Origin of the sequence: Nonomuraea candida (genome assembly GCF_000725485.1) — a bacterium.
GTDB classification, from domain to species: Bacteria; Actinomycetota; Actinomycetes; order Streptosporangiales; family Streptosporangiaceae; genus Nonomuraea; species Nonomuraea candida.
Genome location: NZ_JOAG01000160.1, coordinates 1 through 360, shown reverse-complemented (window position 1 = coordinate 360; position 360 = coordinate 1). Strand labels below are relative to the sequence as shown.

1 protein-coding gene is annotated in these 360 nt (G+C 70.3%); it reads left to right on the top strand.

Annotated features, from left to right (window positions below; genetic code table 11):
* On the top strand, window positions 1-360 hold a 360-nt coding region (locus IO39_RS56430; protein ID WP_043637783.1), incomplete at both ends, for a hypothetical protein.

The following is a 360-nucleotide window of genomic DNA, read 5'->3' as shown; positions in this document are numbered from 1 at the left end:
CTGCCTGGCCGGGCCATCACCATCGGCCGGGAGGCGTTACGCACCCTGCTGGCCCGCCGCGGGATCACCTTTCAGCGCACCAAGACCTGGAAGGACTCACCCGACCCCGACTTCGAGGCCAAGCTGGACGCGATCGAGTACGCCCTGACCCACCGGCCCGAACGCACCTTCGCCTTCGACGAGTTCGGCCCGCTCGGTATCCGGCCCACCGCCGGGACGGGCTGGGCACCTGCGGGTGAGCCGGACCGGTTGCCGGCCACCTACCGCCGCACCCAGGGCGTCACCTACTTCCACGGCTGCTACTCCGTCGGCGACGACCTGTTGTGGGGTGTCAATCGGGCACGCAAGGGCATCGACCCC